The sequence below is a fragment of the Staphylococcus coagulans genome (assembly GCF_022557135.1).
Lineage (GTDB): Bacteria > Bacillota > Bacilli > Staphylococcales > Staphylococcaceae > Staphylococcus > Staphylococcus coagulans.
The window spans coordinates 810,428-815,319 of the sequence record NZ_CP092966.1; the positions used below are offsets into that span (position 1 = coordinate 810,428).

General features: G+C 37.0%; 4 protein-coding genes. All 4 read left to right on the forward strand.

The features are described from left to right. The first annotated feature begins 511 nt into the window (after positions 1-511). The 4 genes from rocF to glmM all read left to right on the forward strand — a co-directional run bounded on the left by rocF (position 512) and on the right by glmM (position 4,770). A complete protein-coding gene (rocF, locus tag KM149_RS03635) occupies positions 512-1,417 on the forward strand; it encodes an arginase (protein WP_214972176.1) in 906 nt (301 codons plus the stop codon). Positions 1,418-1,649: 232 nt separating this feature from the next. Next, positions 1,650-2,456: a diadenylate cyclase CdaA gene (cdaA, locus tag KM149_RS03640; RefSeq protein ID WP_050330325.1), complete on the forward strand. Its 807-nt coding sequence runs from the start codon at positions 1,650-1,652 to the stop codon at positions 2,454-2,456. Next, entirely contained in the window at positions 2,457-3,389 is a 933-nt protein-coding gene (locus tag KM149_RS03645) for a CdaR family protein (protein WP_165545911.1), read from the forward strand. It abuts the gene before it with no gap. A gap of 28 nt (positions 3,390-3,417) precedes the next feature. Then, entirely contained in the window at positions 3,418-4,770 is a 1,353-nt protein-coding gene (glmM, locus tag KM149_RS03650) for a phosphoglucosamine mutase (protein ID WP_050330329.1), read from the forward strand. Positions 4,771-4,892: the final 122 nt, after the last annotated feature.

Genomic DNA, 4,892 nt, shown 5'->3' on the forward strand with positions numbered 1-4,892 from the left:
TTTAAGTTTTAGAAATGTTTGGTGCTACACCACTAAATAGCCTTCTAACCTGAATGTGTTCGGAACATATAATATTTGATAGCCTTATCTTCATAAGCTCGCTTGCTTAGGGGCTGAATTCTCAACTTAATTTGGGTTAATTTAAGCATAAGCTCGAGGATGTCAAAATGTTTTTTTGTGTAATATAAGTTTTATCTTAAAAAGAGGGACGCTAAGACGATTTACTGTTGAAATCATCTTAGTGCTATTTATTTTAGGATTTATGTCCCAGTCTCATTTTTAAAACAAAAAGAGCGCAGTTCTCCCTATAATTAAAAGCCTCCTTAACCCAAGAGGACCTTTATTTAATGTATAATCTGTCCAAAGTGCATCACTGAAGTACATTTTATTTATACATGAAAGCTTGTATTCAGATTAAGAAACAATTATTCTGTTTATGTATGCGGGCTATATTAAAATAAGCGGATATAAGTTTATTTAATCATCAAGATAAGAAAAGGGGAGTTGTCATATGACAAAGATAATTGAATTAATAGGTGCACCTACAACTTTTGGACAAAAGAAGCTCGGTGTTGATTTAGGACCAGATGCAATACGTTATGCGGGTGTGTTGCCACGCTTAAAAGCGATTGGCCATCATGTTATTGATAGCGGAAATGTAGAAGCACCAAAGCTAGATATAGAAAAATTCAAGTCGTCACAACAAGGACTTCAAAATTATGATGAAATCCTTTCTTTCTCGAAAGCATTGCATGACCGTGTAGCTACAAGTATTAAAAATGATCACTTTCCTGTTATTTTAGGAGGTGACCACTCGTTGGCGATTGGCTCTATATCAGGTGTCGCACAGCATTATTCTCGTCTTGGTGTTATTTGGTATGATGCACATGGCGATTTGAATATTCCAGAAGAGTCTCCATCAGGCAATGTACATGGGATGCCATTACGTATACTCGCTGGCGAAGGAGATCAGCAATTAGTCGAAATCGGTGGTTTTGCGCCAAAAGTGAAGCCTGAAAATATTGTGTTAATAGGAATGAGAGATTTGGATTATGGTGAACGGGAGTATATCAAAAAGCACCAAATCAGGACTTATACGATGGCAGATATCGATGAGAGAGGGATTCAAGCTATCGTAAAAGAAAGTATTACATATTTACAATCTAAAACAGATGGTATACATCTATCGCTCGACGTTGATGCTTTAGATCCAAGTGAAGTGCCTGGGACGGGCACGAAAGTTCCAGGAGGTTTGACCTATCGAGAAAGCCATCTCGCTTTAGAATTACTTTATCAATCTGGTTTGATTACTTCTCTTGATATTGTAGAGGTGAACCCATTATTAGATATAGAAAATCGTACAGCTGAACAAGCAGTTGCGTTGTTAGGCTCTTTTTTTGGGGAGACACTATTGTAAATTGTTAAAACCGTCAATGCAAACTAAAATTTGTGTATGATTGTTCATACTATTTTTAATACAAGGTTTGAGTGGGGCTCACTCAAGCCTTGTTTCATTTTATGAGAAATGATACAGTGATAAGACACTTCACGCATTGATTCATGATAGAATGTTTTTGACACGATATGACAAATAAGCATAAACATTGGTATAATATTTGTTATGGGAATAGATTACCGGAGGAGATACTATGCAGATTTCTAACCTCTTAGAAAATTTAAGCACACTTGAGGTCATAACAGGTATTCTAGATTTATTAATTGTATGGTATGTCATTTATCTACTGATTACAGTCTTTAAAGGGACTAAAGCAATTCAATTATTAAAAGGAATATTATTTATACTTGTTGGAAAAGCAATTAGTGAATATTTACAGTTAACGACGACTTCAAAATTGTTTGATTTAGTAATGCAATGGGGATTTTTAGCCATCATTGTTATTTTTCAGCCGGAGATTAGACGCGCGCTTGAACAACTTGGGAGAGGGAGTTTATTTAAGCGCTATTCGACGACATCTTCGGTAGAAGTACCCAAACTTGTTGATTCTGTGTCTAAAGCCGTACAGTACATGGCAAAACGTCGCATCGGTGCATTAATTGTGTTTGAAAAAGAAACAGGTTTACAAGATTACATAGAGACGGGTATTCCAATGCACTCAGAGATTTCTCAAGAACTATTGACCAATGTTTTTATTCCTAATACACCATTGCATGATGGCGCAATGATTATACAAGGTGATAAAATCGCTACAGCTGCAAGCTATTTGCCTTTATCGGATAGTCCGAAGATTTCAAAGAGTTTAGGCACACGACATCGTGCAGCGGTGGGTATTTCTGAAGTGTCAGATGCATTTACTGTCGTTGTTTCAGAAGAGACTGGATCTATTTCTGTAACATTTGATGGAAAATTGCGTAAAGATATTTCAGTAGAAGTTTTTGAAGAGTTACTCTCTGAACATTGGTTCGGTGTACACTTTGCAAAGAAAGGTGTGAATTAAATGTTTGAATCTAAATGGGGTTTACGTTTCTTTGCATTTATACTCGCTTTATTATTGTTTTTATCGGTGAATAATGTTTTTGGTACATCTTTCAGTACTGATAATATTTCGAATAACGGGAATAAAACAATTAAAAACGCACACGTAGAGGTCATCAATAATGATAAAAATCTATACGTCTCTGGGGCACCTGACACCGTTGATGTTGAGTTAACAGGTCCACAATCTAAAGTTTTACAAGCTCAAAAAACTGGAGATATTAAAGTGGTATTAGATGCATCTGATATCCAACCAGGAGAGCATACGTTAGAATTCCAAGTGCGTGGATTAGATAAAGATATTAACTATCACGTTTATCCGAAAGAGGCGACATTGTCTGTCGAAAAGAAAGAAACAAAAACGTATGCGGTTGAACCGAATGTGAGTCCTTATGTGATAGATTCAAATTTCAAACTTAAGGATGCTTCTGTAACACCACACACTGTCAAAGTGATTGGTGGTAAAGAACAATTGGACCGTATTGCTTTCGTTAAGGCAAGTTTCCGCAATGAAAATGATATTAAAGAAAAAACGACAGGCGACGCTAATGTAGCCGTATTTGATAAAAATATGAATAAGCTCGATGTTCAAATTGAGCCATCAACGGTTGAACTTACGGCAGATGTCGAATCTTATTCAAAAAAAGTGAAGCTTGATGTATCGACAAAAGGAAATCCAACCAATGGATTAAAAGTTGCTGACGTTTCATTAGATACAAAAGAAATTGAGATTTTTGGTAATCGAGAAGCTTTACAAGATATATCTGAAGTTTCTGGTGAAATTGATGTCAATGGCATTACAAGTGACACAGAAAAAGAAGTTAAATTAACACTACCTGAAAATGTGACAAAGCTAGAACCAGATAAGGTTAAAGCAAAAATTAAAGTACAGTGATGAATGAGAGTAAAAGGAGATATGATTTATGGGTAAATACTTTGGCACTGATGGTGTAAGGGGAATAGCAAACCAAGAATTAACACCAGAATTGGCATTTAAATTAGGACGTTATGGTGGCTATGTTTTAGCGCACAATGAGCACACGGAGCATCCACGCGTACTTGTTGGAAAAGATACGCGTGTATCTGGAGAAATGTTAGAGCATGCGTTAATCGCCGGCTTAGTTTCTATCGGTGCAGAGGTGATGCGCTTAGGTGTGATTTCCACACCAGGTGTCGCATATTTAACGAGAGATATGGGCGCAGAATTAGGTGTGATGATTTCTGCCTCACATAATCCTGTAGAAGATAACGGTATTAAGTTTTTTGGTTCAGATGGATTCAAACTTTCTGATGAACAAGAACTTGAAATTGAAGCATTGTTAGATGAATCTAACCCTGATTTACCACGTCCAACAGGCACGGCGATTGTTCATACATCCGACTACTTTGAAGGTGCACAAAAATATTTAAGTTATTTAAAATCAACTGTCGAAGTTAATTTAGAAGGTCTTAAAATTGTATTAGACGGTGCACACGGATCAACTGCTGGATTGGCGCCATTCCTTTTTGGTGATCTCGAAGCGGACACCGTGACAATTGGCTGTAACCCTGATGGTTATAATATTAACGATCAAGTAGGTTCAACACATCCTGAAACATTGGCTAAAACCGTTGTTGAAACAGGCAGTGACTTTGGACTTGCATTTGATGGTGATGGTGACCGTTTAATTGCAGTTGACGAACAAGGACAAGTCGTGGATGGTGACCAAATTATGTTTATTCTTGGACAAGAAATGTCTAAAAACCAAGAATTAAATGAGAATATGATTGTTTCTACTGTGATGAGTAATTTAGGCTTTTATAAAGCATTAGAAGCAGAAGGTATCCAATCCAATAAAACAAAAGTAGGCGATCGCTACGTTGTCGAAGAAATGCGTCGTGGTCACTACAATTTAGGTGGAGAACAATCAGGTCATATCGTTTTAATGGACTACAATACAACAGGTGACGGACTCTTAACAGGTGTTCAACTTGCTGCAGTTGTTAAACGTTCTGGTAAAAAGTTGAGTCAACTTGCAAATCAAATGACAAAATATCCGCAACGCCTCGTGAATGTTCGTGTGACAGATAAACACGCTGTTGAACAAAATGAAGATGTTAAAGCCATTATTGAACAAGTTAAAACTGAAATGAACGGTGAAGGCCGTATATTGGTTCGTCCGTCAGGTACTGAATCGCTTGTGCGTGTGATGGTCGAGGCTAAAACAGATGAAGATGCGTATAACTATGCACAACGCATCGCTGATGTTGTAGAAGAGAAAATGGGATTATCGTAACAGCACTGTGAATTAAAAAGCATGAATCTCATGAGTATATTCGTCCCAATCAGCGCGGGTCACAAATATACTGATAGGATATTATGGGTAGAGATGAGAAAATCTCTACCCATTTTTTGTAG

Excerpts from the sequence above, each read along its gene's own strand:
- rocF (WP_214972176.1), top strand. The coding sequence starts at position 512 with ATGACAAAGATAATTGAATTAATAGGTGCACCTACAACTTTTGGACAA.
- cdaA (WP_050330325.1), top strand. The coding sequence starts at position 1,650 with ATGCAGATTTCTAACCTCTTAGAAAATTTAAGCACACTTGAGGTCATA.
- KM149_RS03645 (WP_165545911.1), top strand. The coding sequence starts at position 2,457 with ATGTTTGAATCTAAATGGGGTTTACGTTTCTTTGCATTTATACTCGCT.
- glmM (WP_050330329.1), top strand. The coding sequence starts at position 3,418 with ATGGGTAAATACTTTGGCACTGATGGTGTAAGGGGAATAGCAAACCAA.